Origin of the sequence: Rheinheimera sp., from assembly GCF_965283995.1 — a bacterium.
GTDB lineage: Bacteria > Pseudomonadota > Gammaproteobacteria > Enterobacterales > Alteromonadaceae > Pararheinheimera.
In genome coordinates, this window is sequence record NZ_CBDIQG010000001.1 from 3034725 (window position 1) to 3050757 (window position 16033).

Annotated in this window: 17 protein-coding genes; 14 read left to right on the forward strand and 3 right to left on the reverse strand. The window is 52.5% G+C overall.

The window, feature by feature from the left end; all coding sequences use genetic code 11:
* Positions 1-3: 3 nt before the first annotated feature.
* A complete protein-coding gene (locus tag ACQ66Q_RS13515) occupies positions 4-600 on the forward strand; it encodes a GNAT family N-acetyltransferase (RefSeq protein ID WP_430457288.1) in 597 nt (198 codons plus the stop codon).
* 319 nt (positions 601-919) lie between these two features.
* Here ACQ66Q_RS13515 and smrA read toward each other — a convergent pair whose 3' ends face one another.
* Positions 920-1498 carry a DNA endonuclease SmrA gene (gene smrA, locus ACQ66Q_RS13520; RefSeq protein ID WP_430457289.1) on the reverse strand — a complete coding sequence of 193 codons (579 nt, stop codon included), beginning with the start codon at positions 1496-1498 and terminating at the stop codon, positions 920-922.
* Between the two features lie 178 nt (positions 1499-1676).
* Between smrA and ACQ66Q_RS13525 the strand changes: the two genes are divergently transcribed.
* The gene (locus ACQ66Q_RS13525) at positions 1677-2066 is read left to right on the forward strand and encodes a hypothetical protein (protein WP_430457290.1); all 390 of its coding nucleotides are present in this window, start codon (positions 1677-1679) and stop codon (positions 2064-2066) included.
* A 64-nt stretch (positions 2067-2130) separates the two neighbouring features.
* On the opposite strand, the gene ACQ66Q_RS13530 is transcribed toward ACQ66Q_RS13525, so the two are convergent.
* The gene (locus ACQ66Q_RS13530) at positions 2131-3471 is read right to left on the reverse strand and encodes a M20/M25/M40 family metallo-hydrolase (protein ID WP_430457291.1); all 1341 of its coding nucleotides are present in this window, start codon (positions 3469-3471) and stop codon (positions 2131-2133) included.
* Positions 3472-3860: 389 nt separating this feature from the next.
* Here ACQ66Q_RS13530 and ACQ66Q_RS13535 point away from each other — a divergent pair, with 389 nt between their 5' ends.
* Positions 3861-4163 carry an ArsR/SmtB family transcription factor gene (locus ACQ66Q_RS13535; protein WP_031567555.1) on the forward strand — a complete coding sequence of 101 codons (303 nt, stop codon included), beginning with the start codon at positions 3861-3863 and terminating at the stop codon, positions 4161-4163.
* Between the two features lie 219 nt (positions 4164-4382).
* Here ACQ66Q_RS13535 and rpsT read toward each other — a convergent pair whose 3' ends face one another.
* Positions 4383-4655 (reverse strand): 30S ribosomal protein S20, encoded by a 273-nt coding sequence (gene rpsT, locus ACQ66Q_RS13540; RefSeq protein WP_208931732.1) that lies wholly within the window; start codon positions 4653-4655, stop codon positions 4383-4385.
* Between the two features lie 185 nt (positions 4656-4840).
* Between rpsT and murJ the strand changes: the two genes are divergently transcribed.
* The 11 genes from murJ (at position 4841) to ACQ66Q_RS13595 (ending at position 16032) form a co-directional block, all read left to right on the forward strand.
* Positions 4841-6418: a murein biosynthesis integral membrane protein MurJ gene (murJ, locus tag ACQ66Q_RS13545; RefSeq protein ID WP_430457292.1), complete on the forward strand. Its 1578-nt coding sequence runs from the start codon at positions 4841-4843 to the stop codon at positions 6416-6418.
* A gap of 49 nt (positions 6419-6467) precedes the next feature.
* Positions 6468-7397 carry a bifunctional riboflavin kinase/FAD synthetase gene (gene ribF / locus ACQ66Q_RS13550; protein WP_430457293.1) on the forward strand — a complete coding sequence of 310 codons (930 nt, stop codon included), beginning with the start codon at positions 6468-6470 and terminating at the stop codon, positions 7395-7397.
* Between the two features lie 50 nt (positions 7398-7447).
* Complete coding sequence (gene ileS, locus ACQ66Q_RS13555) at positions 7448-10276, forward strand: isoleucine--tRNA ligase (RefSeq protein ID WP_430457294.1); 2829 nt, start codon at positions 7448-7450, stop codon at positions 10274-10276.
* A complete protein-coding gene (gene lspA / locus ACQ66Q_RS13560; RefSeq protein ID WP_430457295.1) occupies positions 10276-10779 on the forward strand; it encodes a signal peptidase II in 504 nt (167 codons plus the stop codon). Before ileS ends, lspA begins: the two co-directional genes overlap by 1 nt.
* Positions 10779-11207 carry an FKBP-type peptidyl-prolyl cis-trans isomerase gene (fkpB, locus tag ACQ66Q_RS13565; RefSeq protein ID WP_430457296.1) on the forward strand — a complete coding sequence of 143 codons (429 nt, stop codon included), beginning with the start codon at positions 10779-10781 and terminating at the stop codon, positions 11205-11207. Before lspA ends, fkpB begins: the two co-directional genes overlap by 1 nt.
* Positions 11208-11209: 2 nt before the next feature.
* Positions 11210-12139: a 4-hydroxy-3-methylbut-2-enyl diphosphate reductase gene (gene ispH / locus ACQ66Q_RS13570; protein ID WP_430457297.1), complete on the forward strand. Its 930-nt coding sequence runs from the start codon at positions 11210-11212 to the stop codon at positions 12137-12139.
* 27 nt (positions 12140-12166) lie between these two features.
* Positions 12167-13231 carry a sensor histidine kinase gene (locus tag ACQ66Q_RS13575; RefSeq protein ID WP_430457298.1) on the forward strand — a complete coding sequence of 355 codons (1065 nt, stop codon included), beginning with the start codon at positions 12167-12169 and terminating at the stop codon, positions 13229-13231.
* Complete coding sequence (locus ACQ66Q_RS13580; protein WP_430457299.1) at positions 13212-13928, forward strand: LytR/AlgR family response regulator transcription factor; 717 nt, start codon at positions 13212-13214, stop codon at positions 13926-13928. Before ACQ66Q_RS13575 ends, ACQ66Q_RS13580 begins: the two co-directional genes overlap by 20 nt.
* A gap of 126 nt (positions 13929-14054) precedes the next feature.
* On the forward strand, positions 14055-14621 hold the full coding sequence (locus ACQ66Q_RS13585) for a GspH/FimT family pseudopilin (RefSeq protein WP_430457300.1): 567 nt from the start codon (positions 14055-14057) through the stop codon (positions 14619-14621).
* Positions 14618-15073, forward strand: a complete 456-nt coding sequence (gene pilV, locus ACQ66Q_RS13590; protein WP_430457301.1) for a type IV pilus modification protein PilV — start codon at positions 14618-14620, stop codon at positions 15071-15073. The genes ACQ66Q_RS13585 and pilV overlap by 4 nt, the downstream gene beginning before the upstream one ends.
* Positions 15073-16032, forward strand: coding sequence for a prepilin-type N-terminal cleavage/methylation domain-containing protein (locus tag ACQ66Q_RS13595; protein WP_430457302.1), 960 nt, complete (start codon positions 15073-15075; stop codon positions 16030-16032). Before pilV ends, ACQ66Q_RS13595 begins: the two co-directional genes overlap by 1 nt.
* Position 16033 lies beyond the last annotated feature (1 nt).

Consider the following 16033-nt stretch of genomic DNA (forward strand, 5'->3'; position numbering starts at 1 on the left):
AGCATGAACGATGTGACTGCAGAGCCGCGCATGGTGACGACCTGGCATCTGGACTACCAGGGGCCGACTTTAGTATTACCAGAATGGCCGGCTGGCGTGTTTTTATTGGAAGCTGAAGTGCCAAGCCCGGAACTCAGTCAGTTTTTATTCGTGGCGGTTGGCGCGCCCTGGCGTTGGTATGGCCGACTTGGCTGGACTTATCAGCAATGGTCTGAACATTTGAATTCAGGGCAGGTGCGAACTTTTGTGCTCTATCAGCGCGGCACGCCAGCCGGTTATTTTGAGTTGTGCCGTCATCCGGAAGATGGAAACAGTGTTGAATTGAAATACTTTGGTTTATTGCCGTCTTTTGTTGGACAGGGGCTGGGACGGGCAATAGTGCAGGCTGCTATCGCACAAGCACAGCGTTGGAGTGCCGGTCGGGTATGGCTGCACACTTGTAGTGACGACCATCCGGCAGCACTGTCGACTTACCAGAAAGCAGGTTTTGTGCTGATTCAAACAGAGACAGCGCCTTCAGAAGTGCCGCTGAATTACGCAACGGCGCTGTTGGATGCTCCTTATGTTCAGAGCCGGTTGGCGCGTTTCAAACAAAACTGAATAAAGTGTCGGATCAAACTGTTAGATCTGTTGTGATCCGACGGCAAAATCTTTACACTGGCAGTGATCCCAGTTTTGGAACAGTTGATCATTTTGATCAACGCAGGCCACATGGCCAGGACTCCAGCTGGGTGCAGATATTTTTTCACCCTGATAACAATTACAGTAAGGGGTTTTCTATGCGTAAAGCATCCAGCCGCGGTTTTGGTTTCACCGCAATCGCCGTTCTTGTGATCCTGATGGCTTGTTCAGCGTTATTTACCCGGGCAGAAGCTGCAATTATCTGCTTGTTCTGACCGGATATATGACTGCAGGACGATTAACGTTTCTGATGCATCTCGCGATTTTCGCGTTTTTGTTCCGCATTTTTCTGTAACAGCACATAAGTCGCGGCATAACCGCCTTGTGCTTTTAATGCGGTATGACAGGCCAGCACTTCAGGGATCTGCTGTAACCACTTAAAGGTATAACTGCGTAATATCGCCGGATGTGGTTTGCTGTCGCGCCCCATGCCATGATGGATCAGTATTGTGCGGATGCCGCGCTGATGGCAATCACGGATGAACTGCGACAGCGCTGAGCGTGCTTCCACCAGCGATTTACCGAGCAGCATCAGCGTGGCGTCGGTTTGATATTTACCGAGCCGCAGGTTCTTATAAACCCCTTCCTGCACCCCATCTTTTTTATATGCCAATACATCATCCGGTTTGACCAAATCGACATATTCCATACTCAGGTAATTGGGGTCATATTCAGCTTCGAGTTCAGCCGCTTTGCGCCTGGCCAATTGTGCTAACGTCGGCGCGCCGGCGCCGTTTTCATCGGCTAAAACATCAGCGTCCAGTCGCTTTACACCAGACATTTCTTGTAAAAACAGATCTAAATCGTCATTTGCCATCTTGGATACTTCAAATCACCAATGCGGGGTAGGGCTGATTATACGCAGGCCGACCGGCCTGGACCATGCGGTTATCGGAATTCATTGCGATGTCGGCAGAGATCCTCCATCACTGGCAGCTGCCATGCTTTGAGCTAGACTGCAAAGATAGAGCTTTGCGCTTCAATGGAGGCCGCCGATGATACCGCAACGGATATACGAAAGTTTACCTTATGTGTATATGAGTCTGGGACTCGCCATTTTATGTTCAGTGAAAAATCCTTATGCCTTCTCGTCAGCCTTATTGTTTGTGTTGGCTGGCGCAGTGGTATGGGTGGTCCGCTCCGAGCATCGCCGAACCCGCCACCGTTTATCATCACAAGTCCATGGCATGTTACCGTTCTGGTGCTATGAGTTGTTGCCCTTCAGTTATCTGACCTTGGGGTTGTCATTACTGGCGTACAGCGAAAACACGTTGATGTACCCCTCTGCGGTCATTCTGACGGTGCTTGGTTTACAAGTCTGGACCTTGCGTGCGCTACAGCGCCGGCCAGGGGCAAACACCGTCATAAAGCGGGTTTCTGGTTAACGCATAAAAAAACACCCGGCGATTGCCGGGTGTTTTCTGAAGGGTTGCTGTGATGCGTAACCAGTTATTGGCGAAAATCGACGGTGCTGTTTGCAACGGCGCTGGTCATCCGGATCCAGGCTTGCAGGTTTTGCTGCAGTGCCGCCGGGTCAATTTTATCTAAAGTGTCATTTGGCGTATGGTGATAGTCGAAATAATCAGAACCATCCTGTTCCAGACTGACGACCGGAACACCCAGCGCTTTTAATACAGAGACATCTGGACCACCAAAAGCGTCATTGTTGCCTGGCTTGATCTGCAGTGGCGTCAGTTCGCGTTGAATTTCCGCGGCAAATGGCAGAGATTTCGGGCCAAATTTCGTCGAGAACTGCCAGATCCGCCCGGCACCGAAATCAGATTCAGAAGCCAGCACGTGTTTATCCAGCTCTTTGGCATGTTTTGCGGCATAAGCGCGCGCGCCGACCAACCCACCTTCTTCATTGCCGAACAGAACGACGCGGATTGTTCGCTTTGGCTGACCTTGTTGTTTAATCAGCGCTGCGGTGGCCATCACCAGACCCACACCAGCGCCATCATCCAGCGCGCCTGTACCCTGATCCCATGAATCCAGATGCGCACCAATCAGCACAATTTCATCCGGACGTTCTGAGCCGGTAATCTCACCAATTACGTTATGGCTGACCGCATCTTCAGTTTGGTGCGTGTCGAGTTGTAGTTTGATTTTGGCTTCAGGCGCTTTGGTCAATACCCGGGCCAGTTGTTGGGCATCAGGCGCCGAAATGGCCACGGCCGGAATTTTTGGCACCGCCGGGTCATAGGTCATTTTGCCGGTATGCGCAAAACGATTACTGCTGGTACCAACAGAGCGGATAATCAGCGCTTTGGCGCCTAACCTTGCAGCTTCGACGGCACCTTTCGCGCGAGCACCAACGACTTTGCCATATTGCGAGCCTGACTTATCTTTTGTCATGGCTTTATTGATGAACACGATTTTATCTTTGACCTGTTCAGGTTTAGCCGCAATCAGCGCCTCCAGACTGTCAAACATCACAATGCTGGCATCGATGCCATTGGCTGGCGTACCTACGGAACCGCCCAGCGCGGTCAGAACCAGAGCCTGTGGGTATGGTGACAGTATTTCCAGTCGTGCCTGACCACGTTGCCAGTATGGTGTGACAAATTCTTCAGTCCAGACTTTATCAAAGCCAAGCGCCTGCAGGTTTTTTGTCGCCCAGGCCACAGATGCGCGATCGCCCGGACTGCCGGCAAGTCGTGGTCCCACTTCAGTGGTGAGGCTTTCAGTCAACTGATAAGCCAACTGTTCATTGAATGGCTTTGGATTTGCCTGACTGAGCAATGGGCTCAGCAGCAGGCTCAACAACAGCGGTTTTAGTGATTTCATCATATTCCTGGATTTTTATAGTTGATTGATAACAGTACCAATCTAACACAGTGCGCTTTTAGCACAGAAGTGCGGGGCAACTCATTTGACATGGGATTAGTCGCAGTCTCTCTCAAATGAAAATATACAAAAGTTAACAATTTGTAGGTGTTCAACTGCTTAATTAGCACGCTATAATTTTTGTTCTGGCACTGTAATGCCGCGCCACGATTGGTTTACAAGCCGATGCCGGATATTTTTTAGGGCGCAGGTGAAGGTGAACAAGAAAGAAATAAAATACTTTGAAAGTTAAATAATTAGAAAAAATAAGCAACTATTTCACAAGAATCTATTGTAAGCCGCGACCCGGCTGTTAGATAATGAGACGTCTAGACATGCACGGTGCAAACAACATGAACTTACAAGATATGGTTAACAATTCAGCCAAAGCGGTAAGACTGCTGAAAGCTGTATCGAATGAACGTCGGCTGTTAATCCTGTGCCATCTCCTCAGTGGTGAATTATCAGTTGGCGAGATGAACGAGAAGCTGGGTTTAAGCCAGTCTGCTTTATCTCAACATCTGGCGTTGTTGCGCCGTAACAAGCTGGTGAAAACCCGCAAAGAAGCGCAAACAGTGTTTTACAGTATGAATAGTAAAGAAGCGGAAGCTGTGATTGGATTGATGCATTCTTTGTATTGCGCCAAAACAGCCTGATGATTGACGGATAGAGGCAGACATGGAGTTACCTCAAGTCCGTTGACAGTCAGGAGAAATAAAAAAACCAGCCGCAAGGCTGGTTTTTTGTTTCTGACAAAGGCCGGAAAGAGTGGTGGAAACCAATAATTCCGAATTTCTTCGTTAGCGCCGGCCCTGCAGACAGGACGCAGCAGATACAAAAAAACGCCTTTCGGCGTTTCTTTGTGAGCTGGTCAATTAAGCAGCAGTTACCAATGCCTTAACGTGGGCATTTAAACGTGACTTATGACGAGCTGCTTTGTTTTTATGGATCAGACCTTTGTCTGCCATACGGTCCAGAATTGGAACCATTTTCTTGAACGCTTCTTGTGCGGCTACTGCATCAGTAGTTAACACTGCTGCGTAGGTTTTCTTAATGAAAGTACGCATCATTGAGCGCTGACTTGCGTTTTGCTGACGACGCTTTTCTGATTGAATAGCGCGTTTCTTAGCAGACTTAATGTTAGCCAAGGTAACACTCCTAAAAACTAAACCGGGACTCTTTAAAGGCCGCATAATATGCCTATTTTATCGCCCTGTGTCAAATCATTTTACGGCTGTTTTCAGGGAATTTGACCGGAATAAAATCACAGGAAGCTGGCATTAAGCAGAGGCTTTAGTGACAATAGCGTCACAGCTAAAACATGGAGTTTACCTTGTCTGCGAAGTTATTGAAATCCGGCATGATTGTCAGTGTGATGACCCTTATTTCCCGTGTCCTTGGGTTGGTCCGTGATGTCGTGACCGCCAATGTGCTGGGCGCCGGCGCTGCTGCCGACGTTTTTCTGATGGTTAACCGCATTCCGAATTTTCTGCGGCGTTTATTCGCCGAAGGCGCATTTTCGCAGGCTTTTGTGCCGGTGTTATCTGAAGTCAAAGCCAGGCACGGCGACGATGCCGTTCGCGAACTGATGGCGAAAGCCGCAGGTACGCTGGGCCTGATAGTCACTGTGGTGACAGTACTGGCGATGCTCGGATCGCCAGTACTGATGGCGTTGTTTGGCATGGGCTGGTTCGAAGATTATCTGCGTGGCGGACCAGACGGCGTGAAGTATGAGCAAGCCAGCGTGCTGCTGAAAATCACTTTCCCGTATTTATGGTTTATTACTTTTGTGGCGTTGTCCGGCGCTGTGCTGAATGTCTACAACAAGTTTGCCGTGGCAGCTTTTAGCCCGGTGTTTCTGAATATTGCGATGATCGGCGCTGCACTCTGGCTGACCCCGTACACAGAAGATCCGGCCGCTTCATTGGCCTGGGGTGTGTTCCTCGGTGGTTTGTTTCAGTTCTTATTTCAGCTGCCGTTTTTGGCCAAAGCCGGTTTGTTGGTGTGGCCGCGCTGGGCCTGGCACGATGAATATATTATCCGTATCCGGACCTTGATGTTACCGGCGCTGTTTGGTGTATCAGTCAGTCAAATCAATCTGTTACTCGATGCTATTATCGCGTCGTTCATGCAAACCGGTTCGGTCAGCTGGTTGTATTACTCGGACCGTTTGCTGGAGTTTCCGCTTGGCATGTTTGGTATTGCCATCGCGACCGTGATCCTGCCCAGCCTGTCGCGCCTGCATGCGCTGGATAATCAGAAAGATTTTCGCGCCACGCTTGACTGGTCGATCAGCCTGATTTGTTTGTTAGGGATCCCGTCGATGTTTGGCTTGATTGCGCTGGCAGAACCTATTTTGCTAACGGTGTTTGCGCACGGCAAATTCACTGCTTATGACGCCACGCAGGCCAGCTGGAGCCTGATTGCTTATTGCATCGGTCTGGTACCTTTGATGCTGATTAAAGTGTTGGCACCGGCATTTTATGCGCGGCAGGACATTAAAACCCCGGTGCGGATAGGCATTATCGCGATGGTCGCCAACATGGTATTTAACCTGATGCTGGCACCATTTATCAGTTATGTCGGTTTGGCGCTCGCGACCACAATGTCTGGAGCACTGAATGCCTGGTTGTTGTATCAGGGGCTGAAAAAAGCCGAGATCTACCATTTATCCCGCCACACGTTGCTCACTATTGGTCGTGCTTTGTTGGCTGCGACTGCGATGGCTGCGCTGATTTGGTACCTGTTACCGGATATGGCGATGCTGCGGGAAAGCAGTTTTGCTGTGCGGGGGCAGACCGTCGGATTGGTGATCCTGGCTGCGGTTCCGCTGTATTTTATCGCGCTAGTGGTGTTTGGTGTCCGATTGCGCGACCTGAAACGGCAATCTGTTGCTGAAAGTCACGACTGATGTCGTTATAATCGGCTGTTTAGACAGCAAGACAGAGAAGCGCAAACGGATGGAGTTGATTCGTGGCCTGCAGAATATTCTGCCGCAGCACCGGGGTTGTGTGCTGACCATTGGCAACTTCGATGGCGTCCATCTGGGGCATCAGGCGGTGTTGGCGCAGGTCAGACAAATAGCCCGGCAACAGCAGTTGCCGGCAGTGGTGATGGTGTTTGAGCCTCAGCCACTGGAGCTGTTTAAGCCGGAAGTGGCACCAGCGCGCTTAACCCGGTTTCGGGAAAAGTATCACTGGCTGGCGCAACAAGGTCTGGATCGACTGCTCTGCGTCAAATTTGATCAGGCGTTTGCCGGTCAGGAACCTGACTTTTTCATTCGGCAGTTATTGCTGGAAAAACTCGATGTGCGGCAACTGATCGTTGGTGATGATTTCTGTTTTGGCAAAAACCGCGCCGGCAATTTTGCTCTGTTACAGCAAGCTGCTACCGAGTATGGCTTTGGTTTAACACCGACCGCCAGTCTGAAACTGGCGCAACACCGCGTCAGCAGTACGCTTATCCGTGAAGCGCTGGCTGCCGATGAACTCGACAGCGCGGCAGCAATGCTGGGGCGGCCATTCTCGCTGATGGGACGGGTCCGGCACGGTCAGAAACTTGGACGGCAGCTGGGGTTTCCCACCGCAAACGTCTGGTTGTACCGGAAAAAGTTGCCGTTACAAGGGGTGTATGCGATCGAAGCGCATTGCGCGCTGGGCCATTTTCGCGGTGTCGCCAATATCGGCTTGCGCCCGACTGTCCAGGGCCGTGTCGAACAATTAGAAGCTCACTTCTTTGATTTTAAAGGCGATTTATATGGCCAGCAGATTGAAGTGGTGCTAAGGAAAAAAATCCGCGCTGAACAGAAGTTCAGTTCGATTGATGAATTACAGCTGCAAATTCAGCACGATGCCGACGCGGCACGGGCTTTTTTTGCCACGCAGATTTAACGTCCGCGCCGCCTGCTGCGGTTTGCGACAGCCAACACGGGATTTATCGGATGAGTGATTACAAACATACCCTGAACCTGCCGGATACGGCCTTTGCGATGCGCGCCAACCTGGCGCAGCGTGAGCCGCAAATGTTAGCGAACTGGACCGCGGCCGATTTATACGGCCAGATCCGCGCAGCGAAAAAGGGCAAACAGACATTTATCCTGCACGACGGCCCACCGTACGCCAACGGCAACATCCACATCGGCCATGCCGTCAACAAAATCCTCAAAGACTTCATTGTAAAGTCCCGCACTCTGGCCGATTTTGACGCGCCTTATGTGCCGGGCTGGGACTGTCATGGTCTGCCAATTGAGTTGGTCGTTGAGAAAAAATATGGCAAGCCGGGTGTGAAGTTATCCGCTGCTGAATTTCGCGAGAAATGCCGCGAATACGCACTGACGCAAATCGAAGCCCAAAAAACTGATTTTATCCGCTTGGGCGTGCTCGGCGACTGGAACAATCCGTACCGCACCATGGATTTTGCGTTTGAAGCCAATATCATCCGTTCTTTGTCGCGCATCATTGAAAATGGCCATTTACATCAAGGCTTTAAGCCAGTGCATTGGTGTACCGACTGTGGTTCGGCTTTAGCCGAAGCTGAAGTGGAATATCAGGATAAAGTCTCGCCAGCTATCGACGTACGTTTTCGCGTCGTTGACGAGACGGTTGCCGACAAATTCGATCACCCGGCCGGTCATGCAGGTACAGGCCCACTGTCGATTGTGATCTGGACGACCACGCCATGGACCATTCCGGCCAACCGTGCTGTTGCGCTGAACGCTGTATTAAGTTACAGCCTAGTGCAGGTCGAAGCAGGCCCGAATGGCGCTGAACGACTGGTACTGGCCACAGATTTAGTTAAAGACGTGATGGCTCGCGCCGGTATTGAAAAATACCACGCGCTGGGTTTTGCCAAAGGTGAAGCACTGGAACTGGTGCAGCTGCAGCATCCGTTATACGACTTCACAGTGCCGGTGGTACTGGGTGATCATGTCACGACCGATTCTGGTACTGGTGCTGTGCACACGGCGCCAGGTCATGGCCAGGAAGACTTTGTGGTCGGCCAGAAATATGGTCTGGAAGTGGCAAATCCGGTCGGTGGCAACGGCGTTTATCTGCCGGATACGCCGCTGTTTGCCGGTCAGCATGTGTTTAAAGCCAATGATTCTGTGGTTGAAGCGTTAAAAGAAGCCGGCGCTTTGCTGGTACACAAAGCTTACAAACACAGCTATCCGCATTGCTGGCGTCACAAAACGCCGATCATTTTCCGCGCGACACCACAATGGTTTGTCAGCATGGATCAGGCCGGTCTGCGCACGACGTCATTAAAAGAAATCGACAATACGCGCTGGATCCCGGATTGGGGTCAGCAACGCATTGAAAACATGGTGGCGGGGCGCCCTGACTGGTGTATCTCGCGGCAACGCACCTGGGGTGTACCGATTGCGCTGTTTGTGCATAAAGACACCGGTGCTTTGCATCCGAATACCAAGGCTTTGATGGAGCAGGTTGCTGTCAAAGTGGAGCAGGCTGGTATTCAGGCCTGGTTTGATTTAGAAGCAGCAGAACTGCTGGGCGCTGAAGCAGCTGACTATGTCAAAGTAACCGACACGCTGGACGTCTGGTTTGATTCTGGCGTGACGCACGCCTGTGTGATTGACCCGCGCCCAGAATTTGGCGGCGCGACACAGGCCGATATGTACCTGGAAGGCTCAGATCAGCACCGTGGCTGGTTTATGTCGTCGCTGATGACCGGTGTCGCCATCAAAGGCCACGCCCCGTACAAACAAGTGCTGACGCATGGTTTCACCGTGGACGGTGAAGGCCGCAAGATGTCGAAATCGCTTGGCAACGTGGTATCGCCACAAGATGTGATGAACAAACTGGGTGCCGATATCCTGCGTTTATGGGTGGCGACCACCGATTACACTTCAGAAATGACGGTGTCGGATGAGATTTTAAACCGTGCCGCCGATAAATATCGCCGGATCCGCAATACCGCTCGTTTTATCCTGGCCAACCTGAACGGTTTTAATCCGGCTACCGATTTAGTGCCGATGACGGAACTGGTCGAGCTGGACCTGTGGATGGTGCAGCGCGCAGCTGAATTGCAAAAAGAAATCGAAGCCGATTACCTCGATTACCAATTCCACCTGGTCAGTCAGAAGCTGATGAATTTCTGTACGGTGGAACTGGGCAGCTTCTATTTAGACGTGATCAAAGACCGCCAGTACACCGCCAAGACCGACGGTCTGGCGCGTCGTTCTTGTCAGACCGCGCTCTATCACATCATTGAAGCCATGGTGCGCTGGATGGCGCCAATTATGAGTTTCACCGCGCAGGAAATTTGGGAAGCCTTACCGGCGCGGACTGAGCCATTTGTTTTTACCGGTGTTTGGTACGATGGTTTTGCCGCGGTGCCAACCGGCAAGCTGTCGGACGCGTTCTGGCGCCAGTTGCTGGCGGTGCGGGACGAAGTGAATAAAGTGATCGAAGTTGCGCGTAAAGACGGCAAAATCGGGGCGTCTTTGCAGGCCGAAGTCACGCTGTACGCGGAAGGCGAGCTTGGCGCGCAATTGCTGCAACTCGGTGATGAGCTGCGTTTCGTATTAATGACGTCGACCGCTGCGGTCAAAGTCGAAACGGCGCCTGCAGATGCAGTGGCGACTGCGCTGAGCGGTTTATCCGTGCTGGTACAAACCTCAACGGCTGCCAAGTGTGATCGATGCTGGCACCATCGCCATGACGTGGGCGCAAATCCTGCGCATCCGCTGATTTGTCTGCGCTGTGTCGACAACGTCGAAGGCGCTGGTGAACACAGGACTTTTGCCTGATGCATTTACTGAAAGAAACAGGCTGGCGCTTCTGGTGGATAGTGCTGCTGGTGCTGGTCGCTGACCAGCTCAGCAAAATCTGGGTTATACAAAATTTCACGCTGGGCGAGTCTATCCAGTTATTGCCGGTGTTTAATTTTACTTACGCCCGCAATTACGGTGCAGCCTTCTCGTTCCTCGGTGATGCCGGTGGCTGGCAGCGTTGGTTGTTTACAGCGATCGCGATCGTCGTGACTTGCGTACTCAGTATCTGGTTGAGCAGGTTACAGCGTACGCAGCTGAAACTCAGCCTGGCACTGGTGCTGATTATCGCCGGTGCCATCGGGAATTTAATTGACCGCAGCCTGTACGGTTATGTAGTTGATTTTCTTCATGTGTATTATCAGCAGTGGCACTATCCGATCTTTAACATCGCCGATTGTGCCATTACGATTGGTGCGGGTTTGCTCATCTGGGATAGTTTTTCCTCCGAAGATGAACAGACCCAAACGAGGACAAATTGATGGTTGGTGCAGGCAGTACGGTCATTTTCCATTTTGATATCAAGCTTTCTGACGGCAGTGCCGCGGAGAGTACCCGCGTTCATAACAAACCGGCCAAACTGCAGATGGGCGATGGTTCTTTATCACCCGCCTTTGAAGCAGAACTGAGCGGGATGCAAGCCGGTGATAAAAAGACCTTCACACTGGAACCGCAGGATGCTTATGGCATGCCAAATCCGGACAATATTTATTATGTCGATCGCAGTAAGTTTTCGCTGGATGCACCGGCACAGGTCGGCATGATTATTGGGTTTGCCATGCCAGACGGCTCGGAATTGCCCGGGCTGGTGCGTGAAGTGGTCGGCGATTCCGTTACTATTGATTTTAATCATCCGCTCGCTGGGCAGACACTGACCTTTAATGTCGAAATTGTGCAGGTAATCAACTGATTATGGATATTTTTCTCGCCAACCCACGTGGTTTTTGTGCCGGTGTTGACCGTGCGATCAGTATCGTATCCCGTGCGCTGGAACTGTATGAGCCGCCGATTTATGTGCGCCATGAAGTGGTGCATAACAAATTTGTCGTCGATGGTCTGCGTCGCAGCGGCGCGGTGTTTGTCGATGAACTGGACGAAGTACCGGACGGCAATATCGTTATTTTCTCCGCGCATGGCGTGTCGCAGGCGGTGCGGGAAAATGCGAAGCAACGGGGACTGAAGGTATTTGATGCGACCTGCCCGTTGGTCACTAAAGTGCATATGGAAGTGACCCGTGCCAGCCGTAAAGGCGTCGAGTGCATTCTGATTGGCCATGCAGGTCACCCGGAAGTCGAGGGCACTATGGGCCAATACGATAACCCGGAAGGGGGCATTTATCTGGTGGAGTCGGTCGAGGATGTGGCCAGGCTGCAGGTGAAAAACCCGGCAGAGCTGTGTTTCTCCAGCCAGACGACGCTATCAGTTGATGATACCGCCGATGTCATTGATGCGCTGCGGCAGAAATTCCCGGATATCGAAGGCCCGCGCAAAGACGATATTTGCTACGCCACACAAAACCGGCAGGATGCCGTGCGCGAACTGGCTGCCAAAGTGCAGCTGTTGTTGGTGGTGGGGGCAAAAAACTCCAGTAATTCTAATCGCCTGCGTGAACTGGCAGAAAAAATGGGCTGCTGTGCCTATCTGATTGATACGGCGGAAGACATTCAGCAGGACTGGCTGCAGGACGTCAAAGCTGTCGGCGTGACTGCCGGTGCTTCAGCGCCTGAGGTGTTGGTGCAGCAAGTGGTGCAACAACTGACAGCCTGGGGCGGCAAACAAGTGATTGAGCATCCGGGCCGTGAAGAGAACGTCGTTTTTGCCGTACCGGCGGAGCTACGCTGAGTGAGCCGCCGGCAGCGCGGTGCTGATATGCAGCACACTGCTGCGGCGCCCCGTATGCCGGTCGAACAGCTACTGCCGGAGTTTTGCCGCAGTGGTACTGTGCTTCGGATCATTATTCTCGCCCAGGCGCTGGCTATTCTGCTGGCGCTGGTCCCCGGTGTGACCACGGAGTTTTGGTCGCGCCTCGGGCTGATTTCCTTATTCGTGCATTGGGTGACGCTGCCGTTATTGGCACTGCTCTGTGTGTTCCAGCGCTATTGGCGTCAGTTCAGCCCGCCGGCGCTGGCTTGGTTCTTCCTGCTATTGTTACTGTTGATCAGTCTGGTGGTTGGTACTTTTGCCCATCAGTTTTTGCAAAGTACCGGTTGGCCGGGCGCCGGCGATTATCATAGTTTTTTGCTGCAAGTACTGTTGATGAGCCTGCTGGTCGGTGTGATCGGCATTCAGCTGGGGATTTTGTATGTACAGCAACGGCTGCGCTTAGATGCACAGGCGCGGGCTGAACTCGATGCGCTGCAGGCCAGGATCCGGCCACATTTTTTGTTTAATAGCCTCAATACCGCCGCAGAGCTGACCCACAGCCAACCTGATCAAGCTGAACAGGCGTTATTGGATCTTGCCAGTTTGTTCCGCGCCGCACTGCATTCCGATACCGCGGTCACCCTTGAAGAAGACTTATTATTGGCGCGGCGTTATCTGGCGCTGGAACAATTACGCCTGCAACATCGCTTGCAGCTGGAATGGCGGGTGCCAGCACAGTTGCCTGCGCTGACCATTCCTTGTCTGACGTTACAGCCGTTGCTGGAAAATGCGGTGCGACACGGCATCGAAACCCGCTCTGAACCCGGGCTCATCCGGCTGGAACTGACAGTCGGTGTTGATGCTGTCAGCCTGTTGATTGAAAATCCGCGAGGCGATGGACGACCACATTCCGGCGGTAACGGTATTGCGCTGAGCAATATCCGCCGCCGGCTCGAATTGATGTATGGTGATAAGGCCCGGCTCGTTGCTGTGATGAGTCCGGACAGTTATGGCTTAAAATTAACCCTACCGCTTCCCAAGGACAGTACCGATGCGCGTGCTGATCGTTGATGATGAACCCTTGGCCCGCAGCCGGCTCAGCCGCTTGCTGGCGCAGATCCCTGGCTACCAGTTAGTTGCAGAGGCAGAAAATGGTGCGCAGGCACTGCAGTTTTGTGCTGATTTGACTCCTGATCTGGTATTTCTGGACATCGAAATGCCAGGGGCGGACGGTCTGAGTGTTGCCGCCGACCTTGCACGCAATCAGCCGCCACCGGCGGTGATTTTTGTCACCGCCCATCCGCAACATGCGTTGGCGGCCTATCAGGTCGCGCCGGCGGATTATCTGTTAAAACCGATTGGACTGGCCCAGCTGCAACAATGCCTGGAGCGCCTCGGTGTCAGCACGCGGGTACATTTGGAAAAACAAAAACAGCAGGCACCCCGATTGAGTTTCCGGGTTGGCATGGAGCAGCGCAGTATTCTGCTCAGTGAGCTGTTTTATCTGCAGGCAGATGATAAGTACGTGCGGCTGGTTTATCAGGGCGGCGAAGCGTTGACGGAAACCAGTCTGAAACAGCTGCAGGAAAAGTACCCACAGCAACTGGTACGCATCCACCGCAATACGTTGGTGCTTGCTGAACGTATCTGTGGCATTAGCCGCTCGGCCGACGGGCAGCATCTGCTATTGCTGCGGGATTGTCCTGTCCAGCCAGAGATTAGCCGCCGCGAACTGGCGCAGATCAGGGTACTGCTGCAGTCAGAGTAAGGCAGCACCGCTCGACAATATTGACCAACGGTCTGAATTTCCCGATATACGGTTCGAAATTTCTTCGCCAGTGCGGCATGATGCTGACACTGCCCATCTCTTTTTTCTTTGCACAGGATTGAACTTATGAAGTCTGCGCATCAGGTGCAAGGTGTCACATTAATCGAATTGCTGGTGGCGATTGTGGTCCTCAGTATCGGTATCATCGTGGCCGGACCTGGTTTTTCTACCATCGGCGGCAGCAGCAAACTGGAATCGCAAAGCCGTGAGATCCAGAATGCGTTGGTTTTTGCCCGCACTGAAGCTATTCGGCTGAATCAAAATGTGCTGTTTTGCCACAGCAGCGATAGTCTGGTCTGCTCGGCGCCGCCGGCATCCGGCTGGAGTGGCTGGTTGATCCGCGGTGCTGGCGCCGCGATTGGTGCCGAAACCGGACCGGTATTACGCGCACAGCAATTCAGTGACAGCTCCGTCACGATCAGTTCGGGCAGCCTGTTGGCAGGCGCCCAGCACGTCATCCGCTTTAACTCTCAAGGGTTAATCCGGGTGTTTGGTAACAACACACCGCTCAGCGATTCCATCCGGCTCTGTATTGCCCAAAGTGCACTGAATCCGAATTTATACGAAGTCCGCTTTAATTCTGGTGGTCGCCTGCGGCAAGTGACACAAAATACCAACGGGAGTTGTTTATGAATGCTGTGGCAACATTCAGGACACAGCGGGGCATTTCGCTGCTGGAAACCATGATTGCCGTATTAGTGCTGGCGATTGGTTTGTTAGGTGTGGCGGGTTTGCAGACGATGAACCTGAAAAACAGTCAGAGCGCCCATCAGCGCACGATGGCAGTCATGTTGGCTGGCAGCATGGCAGAGCGCATCCGTGCCAATGCGGTGCTGGCACGGACCGGCGTGTATGTGCTGGCGAAAACCTGCAGCACCATTAATCTCAGCGGTTCGATCCAAAGCGTGGAACGAACTCAATGGATTAACGAGCTGAAACTGGCATTAGGCGCAGCCACCACCAGTTGCGGTGAAGTGACTTATGACGGCGCGAACCGGATTTATACCATTGTGGTCAGTTGGGATGATTCACGGGCACTCGGTGGTCTTTCAGCGATGTCACTGCGGCAACAGGTAAGGATTTGATGATGAAGCAACACACTTACCGAAGCAGTATGGGTTTTACTCTGACCGAGTTGATGATTGCACTGTTACTGGGCAGTTTTCTGGTCGCCGGTGTCATCGGTGTTTATGTATCAAATATTCAGACGGCGCAGGTGCAACAACGGCTGATGCAGTCGCAACAATCCAGTCAGGTCAGTTTCCAGTTACTCAGTCGTGATGCCATGCATGCTGGTTTTACCGGCTGCGCCAATATGATCCCGCAGCGAGTGGTGAATGTACTGAATCCGCCTTTGGCCTGGTGGGCGATTTGGACTGCCGGTATTCAGGGGTATGAACAAGGCGCGGTACCGCAGTTTGCCGGTGCCGGTATTCCGCCACTTGCCGGCACTGACGGCGTGCAACTGATGTATGGCCGTGGTACCAGTGCTTCAATAGTTTCTCACGACGTGACCGGCGTTCCGCCGCTGGTGATCAATCAGAATGTGGCAGGCATCGTTGCCAATGACATCGTGCTGGCCTGCGATTCTAAAATGGCGGTGATTTTTCAGGTGACCGCCATCGCCGGCAATAATCTCAGCCATGCAGTCGGCGCCGGAGCGCCGGGCAATGCGTCATTAAACTTTGGTTTTGGCGCCAATGGGGTCAACTTCCAGCAGAGTTTGTCAGCAGATGCCGGTACCGTGATGCCGCTGGAGACTGTTGGCTGGTTTGTTGGTAGCACTGCCGAAGGGAATTCATTGTACCGCGTCGCGCTGATAGCCGGGCAGATGCGCATTGAAGAGATTTTGCCAGGCGTGGAAAATTTGCAGGTGCAGTATTTGTCGCGCGATACAGCCAATTATGCCAATGCCAACGCGGTGCCGGATTGGGAGCAAGTCGTGGCGCTGCGGGCGACTATCACGCTGGCGAACGATGCAAAAATGCCGGTAGCGGCCGGCTTGCGCACTTTCACGCAGGTGATCAACCTGCGCAATCATTGAG

Excerpts from the sequence above, each read along its gene's own strand:
- ACQ66Q_RS13580 (WP_430457299.1), top strand. The coding sequence starts at position 13,212 with ATGCGCGTGCTGATCGTTGATGATGAACCCTTGGCCCGCAGCCGGCTC.
- ACQ66Q_RS13535 (WP_031567555.1), top strand. The coding sequence starts at position 3,861 with ATGAACTTACAAGATATGGTTAACAATTCAGCCAAAGCGGTAAGACTG.
- ACQ66Q_RS13530 (WP_430457291.1), bottom strand. The coding sequence starts at position 3,471 with ATGATGAAATCACTAAAACCGCTGTTGTTGAGCCTGCTGCTGAGCCCA.
- pilV (WP_430457301.1), top strand. The coding sequence starts at position 14,618 with ATGAATGCTGTGGCAACATTCAGGACACAGCGGGGCATTTCGCTGCTG.
- fkpB (WP_430457296.1), top strand. The coding sequence starts at position 10,779 with ATGGTTGGTGCAGGCAGTACGGTCATTTTCCATTTTGATATCAAGCTT.
- lspA (WP_430457295.1), top strand. The coding sequence starts at position 10,276 with ATGCATTTACTGAAAGAAACAGGCTGGCGCTTCTGGTGGATAGTGCTG.
- ispH (WP_430457297.1), top strand. The coding sequence starts at position 11,210 with ATGGATATTTTTCTCGCCAACCCACGTGGTTTTTGTGCCGGTGTTGAC.
- ACQ66Q_RS13515 (WP_430457288.1), top strand. The coding sequence starts at position 4 with ATGAACGATGTGACTGCAGAGCCGCGCATGGTGACGACCTGGCATCTG.
- ACQ66Q_RS13525 (WP_430457290.1), top strand. The coding sequence starts at position 1,677 with ATGATACCGCAACGGATATACGAAAGTTTACCTTATGTGTATATGAGT.
- smrA (WP_430457289.1), bottom strand. The coding sequence starts at position 1,498 with ATGGCAAATGACGATTTAGATCTGTTTTTACAAGAAATGTCTGGTGTA.
- ileS (WP_430457294.1), top strand. The coding sequence starts at position 7,448 with ATGAGTGATTACAAACATACCCTGAACCTGCCGGATACGGCCTTTGCG.
- ribF (WP_430457293.1), top strand. The coding sequence starts at position 6,468 with ATGGAGTTGATTCGTGGCCTGCAGAATATTCTGCCGCAGCACCGGGGT.
- ACQ66Q_RS13575 (WP_430457298.1), top strand. The coding sequence starts at position 12,167 with ATGCAGCACACTGCTGCGGCGCCCCGTATGCCGGTCGAACAGCTACTG.
- ACQ66Q_RS13585 (WP_430457300.1), top strand. The coding sequence starts at position 14,055 with ATGAAGTCTGCGCATCAGGTGCAAGGTGTCACATTAATCGAATTGCTG.
- ACQ66Q_RS13595 (WP_430457302.1), top strand. The coding sequence starts at position 15,073 with ATGATGAAGCAACACACTTACCGAAGCAGTATGGGTTTTACTCTGACC.